Source organism: Ensifer sp. SSB1 (genome assembly GCF_016652895.1).
Lineage (GTDB): Bacteria > Pseudomonadota > Alphaproteobacteria > Rhizobiales > Rhizobiaceae > Ensifer.
Genome location: NZ_JAEPRP010000295.1, coordinates 1 through 4,855 on the forward strand (window position 1 = coordinate 1; position 4,855 = coordinate 4,855).

The following is a 4,855-nucleotide window of genomic DNA, read 5'->3' on the forward strand; positions in this document are numbered from 1 at the left end:
CCTTTGCGGACGTGACGCCCGCCCAACGAAGCGCGGCGACGACCATTTCGGCGATGCTGCAGCAGCTTTCGCAACTGCTTGGCATCGCTGTTGCTGCGGCCGTCATTCGCTTTGCATCCTATCTGAGTGGTGGAGGCGGCGATGCCGGCATGCTTGCGGATATCCGCGCGGCCTTCCTCGTTATCGCTGCCATTGGCTTCGTTTCGGCGCTGCGCCTTCTCGCACTGTCACCCGAGGCGGGTGCCGAAGTCTCGGGCCATCGGCGCACTCGGCCATCGCCCGTTCGCAACAACGCCCGCTAGGCTCGGCATGGTGAGAGAGGGCGGACAAGCCGCCCTCTCGTCGTTTCGTCAGCGTTTGTGATGAACGCTCTGCAGGCCATAGACCGGCGTCTCAATGCCCTCCATTCGTGCCTTCAATTGCAGTGAGAGATACTGCGAATAATGGCGCGACTGGTGGAGGTTGCCGCCGTGGAACCACAGGGCATCCTGTTGCGTCGGCTTCCACATGTTGCGTTGCTCGCCCTCCCAGGGGCCGGGATCCTTCGGCGTATCGGAGCCGAGCCCCCAGACCTTTCCGACCTTGTCGGCAGTCTCCTGGTCGATGAGATCGGCGACCCAGCCGTTCATCGAGCCGTAGCCCGTCGCATAGACGATGACGTCAGCGGGAATCTCCTTGCCGCCAGAGAGTTTTATGGAGGTTTCGGTGATCTCTTCCACCTGTCCAGCGGCAAGCTTCACCTTGCCATCGATGATCAGCTGCGACGCGCCGATATCGATGTAGTATCCGGACCCGCGGCGCAGGTACTTCATGAAGAGACCGGAGCCATCCGCGCCCCAATCCAGCTGGAAGCCGGCCTTCTCCAGCGCCGCGTAGAAATCGGCGTCGCGCTCGCGCATCTTGTCGTAAAGCGGAATCTGGAACTCGTGCATGATTCGGTAGGGAAGCGAGGCGAAGATGAGGTCTGCCTTGCCGGTCGTCACGCCATTTGCCAGCGCCTGCTCGGAATAGAGCCCGCCGAGGCCGATATCCATCAGCGTGTCGGACTTCACGATATGGGTCGTCGAGCGCTGGATCATCGTGACGTCGACACCCGCTTCGTAAAGTGCTGCGCAGATGTCATGGGCCGAATTGTTCGAGCCGATCACGACGACCTTCTTGCCCTTGCAGCCATCAGGCCCCGGATGCTGCGAGGAATGATGCTGGTCACCCTCAAAGCGCGCACGGCCCTTGAAATTCGGAATGTTTGCCTTGCCGGACATGCCTGTCGCAAAGACGAGTTGCTTCGGCCGCAACACCACTTCCTCACCGTCGCGGTCGACGACGATAGTCCATTCCTTCGCGGCTTCGTCCCATCTTGCCGATTTGGCGGTGGAGCGTGTCCAGTAGTTCAGCTCCATCACCTTGGTGTAGAATTCCAGCCAGTCGCCGATCTTGTCCTTCGGCGCAAAGACCGGCCAGTTCTTTGGGAAGTCGATGTAGGGCAGATGGTCGTACCAGACGGGGTCATGCAGGCAGAGCGACTTGTAGCGCTTGCGCCAGCTGTCGCCTGGCCGGTCGTTCTTTTCGAGGATGATGGTGGGAACGCCGAGTTGGCGAAGCCGGGCGCCGAGCGCAATGCCACCCTGTCCGCCACCGATGATCACGACATAGGGTTGCTTCTCATAGCCGAGAGTGCGCTCCTCGTGTTCGCGCTCCTCCTTCCAGGTTTTCGCGCCGACATTCTGGCCGTGTTTTGCACCAAGTGGGCGGGTAAAGCCGGATTTTTCCTCGTGGCCCTTGAGTTCGGCCAGTGCCGTCAGCAGCGTCCAGATCAGACCATTCTTGATGCGCACGAGGCCGTAGCCGCGTCCGGTTGCCGTCTCGAACGAGATCCAGCTTTCAAGTACGCCATCCGCCTCGGTTGCTTCTTCGCCGGCGGCGACGCGCCAGTTGGAGGGCTTTGCGGAGGCAAGCTGTGCCTGAAGCATGTCGCGCACCTGATCCCGGCCTTCGACAGTCTTGAGGTTCCAGGTGAAGGCAACGAGGTCGCGCCAGTAGCACTCCTCGGCAAAGAGATTGACCGCATCGTCGATACGGCCGGTTTCGAGTGCAGCGCCAAGGGCATCAAGCTGTGCCTGAACGCGGGTGGTGGGGGTCTTATCGAGCATCCTTTATCCTCCTGCTCTGTGATGAAAAACGGGACGGCTCCTCAACCGTCCCGCAATGCGGACCGGCCTAACGCTTGAGGTCGATCATTATTTTCAGATGGGTGCCGGCGGGATCGAGCAACTGGTCGAACCCCGCCGAAACGGCCTCGCTGAGCGAGACATATTTCGTGACGATGCGACGAGCCGGTATCTGGCCGCTGGCGATCAGGCGCGCCACGCGCGGCCAGTAGTGGGTCGGGTAGGCCCACGAACCGCGAATATCGATGTCCTTGAAGGTCACGTCGAACCAGTTCAGCGGGTTCTCACCGGGATGAAGGCCGGTCTGCACGACGACGCCCTGCTTGCGCACGGCGCTCGCGCAGTTCTTGAGCGCATGTTCGTTGCCGACGCACTCGATGGCGACGTCGCAACCGACGCCGCCCTCGGTTTCGGCCTGGACAACATCGCTGACCTTTTCCATCTTCGGATTGATGGTGCGGACCTCGCCGAGTGCTTCCTTCGCCAAGGAAAGTCGCGTCTCGTTGATATCGGAGAGAAAGATCTTCGATGCGCCGGCGGCCCGCGCTGCCATGGCGACGAGAATGCCGATCGGTCCCGCGCCCGTGACCAGCACGCTGTTGCCGGCGGTGACGCCGCCGCGATCGCATGCATATACGGCGACCGCGGTCGGCTCGATCAGAGCGGCCTCCTCGTCGGACAGCGCATCGGGAATGGGCTGGACATTGTAGTCGTTGAGAAGGGCCGCTTCCGCCATCCCCCCGGAGTGCCAGGAGAGGCCCGCAAGGGCGAGGTTGGCGCTCAGGTGAAACAGACCGCGATCGGCATAATAGTCGCCGCGCCGCGGCATGATCAGCGGCTGGATCGAGACGCGGTCGCCCGGCTTCACATGGCTAACCCCTTCGCCGATTGCCTTCACGACGCCGCCGAATTCATGGCCGAGGATCTGCGGTCCATGAGCAGCCGTAAAGGGATGCGGCTCCTTGGGGATGAAGATCGGGCCGTAGGCGTATTCGTGCAGATCGGTCCCGCAGATGCCGCAGAAACGATTCTCCACCAACACCTCGCCGGGCCCGGGCGCAGGCGGGGGCTCGACATCGTCAATGCGTAGATCCTTGGCAGCGTGAAAGCGCAGAGCTTTCATTGTGTTTCCTCCTGTTGTTCTTGCACAGGAGAGGGAGCAAGTCGCATGCCAGATCGCGGACCTGTCTATTTTGAACGTGATATCAATGGCTTGAGAATGGAAGCGAGTTAAAATCTCGGGGAATGCAACAGTCGCTGCGCAACAGGTGTTGCAGGCGTTGCGTCAGTTGAGACGCTTCAGGCGACGGTGGATGGTGGAACGGTTGACGCCGAGCTTTCTCGCAAGTGCCGAGACGTTGTCGCCGCAGTCTCTGAGCGCCTGACGCAGCGCATCATCCTCGCCCGGCAGTGAGCGGACGGCGGCGGAGAAAAGATGTTCCGGCAGGCACTCGGTATCGATGAGGCCATTCTCGGAAAGGGCGGCAGCCACCCGCAGAGCGTTGGAAAGCTCGCGCAGATTTCCTGGCCATTCATGCGCGAGCAAGACTGCCCGGGCGCCCTTGTCGACGCGGTAGGACTCGTTGTTTTCCTTCTCGACGCGAAGGAGCAATTGGTCGATCAGCCAGCCGAGATCCTGACGCTCTCGCAAAGCGGGGAGTGAGAGCGTTGCGGCGTTCAGGCGGTAATAAAGGTCTTCACGGAAACGGCCTTCCTTCACCAGCTCCGCCAGATCGCGGTGGGAGGCGGATACGACGCGCAGGCGGATCGGGCGGGCTTTCAGCGCGCCGACCGGCTGGATTTCGTTTTCCGAGAGCACGCGCAACAGCCGGCCTTGCAGCGCGAGCGGCATGTCGCCGATCTCGTCGAGGAACAGTGTTCCGCCGTCGGCATCCTCTATCAGGCCGCGCTTACCCTTCTGGCTGGCGCCGGTGAATGCCCCGGGCGCGTAACCGAACAGTTCGGATTCGATGAGGTTCTCGGGAATTGCCGCGCAATTGACGGCGACGAAATTGCCGTTGTCGCCGCAACTGTCATGGATCGCGCGAGCAAGATATTCCTTGCCGCTGCCCGTTTCCCCTTGAATGAGAATGGGAATGCGGCGGGTGGCCAGTTTCGCCGCACGGGTCTGAACCCGCTCCATTGCGGCGTCGCCCTGGCTGAGATCACGCAGGGCCCGGGGGAGGCGCGGTTCGGGCACGGCGGGCGGGCGGTGGCTGACAACGGGTGCGATGGCACTGGCGAAAAGGACCAGCCCACTTTTGGCTCGGAGCAGGCGCTCGCCGTTCGGCCGGCCGCGCATGAAGTTTGGCAGGTCGTCCACGTCGATATCGAAGACCTCGGAGACCGGAAGGCCCAGGAAATCGCGTGTTCTGAGGCCGCGGATGTTCATCGAGCGAGCGAGCGCGCCGAAGCCGCCGTGGGTCATGCCGGTGATGCGTCCGCTGCCATCAAGGGCGATGGCGGCGTCCGGGTCGACGTCAAGGAATTCCGGGGAGCGCGCAAGCCGCAGGACCCAGTCGTTGCGGGTGCGGGTCATGAGGTTGGCAAGCTCGATCCGCCGCGCAGTGGCGGATACCAGATGCAGGGCCAGTTGCTGGCTCGTCTTGGCGGTGGGTGAACGGAGCTGGGAGATGTCGAGCACGGCGGTCAGATCGCCGAGCGTGTCGAACACAGGCGCCGCCGTA

At 62.4% G+C, this 4,855-nt stretch carries 3 protein-coding genes and 1 pseudogene; 1 reads left to right on the plus strand and 3 read right to left on the minus strand.

Translation table 11 applies throughout. The features are described 5' to 3' along the window. Positions 1–302: pseudogene (locus I8N66_RS36010) on the plus strand (MFS transporter); the annotation flags it as partial. Between the two features lie 48 nt (positions 303–350). Here the strand turns inward: I8N66_RS36010 and I8N66_RS36015 are convergent. From I8N66_RS36015 to I8N66_RS36025, 3 genes are all read right to left on the minus strand, one after another. Further along, on the minus strand, positions 351–2,150 hold the full coding sequence (locus I8N66_RS36015) for an NAD(P)/FAD-dependent oxidoreductase (protein WP_291165044.1): 1,800 nt from the start codon (positions 2,148–2,150) through the stop codon (positions 351–353). Positions 2,151–2,217: 67 nt separating this feature from the next. After that, the gene (locus I8N66_RS36020; protein ID WP_291165046.1) at positions 2,218–3,291 is read right to left on the minus strand and encodes a 2,3-butanediol dehydrogenase; all 1,074 of its coding nucleotides are present in this window, start codon (positions 3,289–3,291) and stop codon (positions 2,218–2,220) included. A 162-nt stretch (positions 3,292–3,453) separates the two neighbouring features. Continuing rightward, positions 3,454–4,855 (minus strand): sigma-54-dependent Fis family transcriptional regulator (locus tag I8N66_RS36025; RefSeq protein ID WP_291165049.1); only part of this gene is annotated, 1,402 nt, incomplete at its 5' end.

What these genes read in the sequence shown, in the direction of transcription:
- I8N66_RS36015 (WP_291165044.1), bottom strand. Translation starts at nt 2,150, where the DNA reads ATGCTCGATAAGACCCCCACCACCCGCGTTCAGGCACAGCTTGATGCC.
- I8N66_RS36020 (WP_291165046.1), bottom strand. Translation starts at nt 3,291, where the DNA reads ATGAAAGCTCTGCGCTTTCACGCTGCCAAGGATCTACGCATTGACGAT.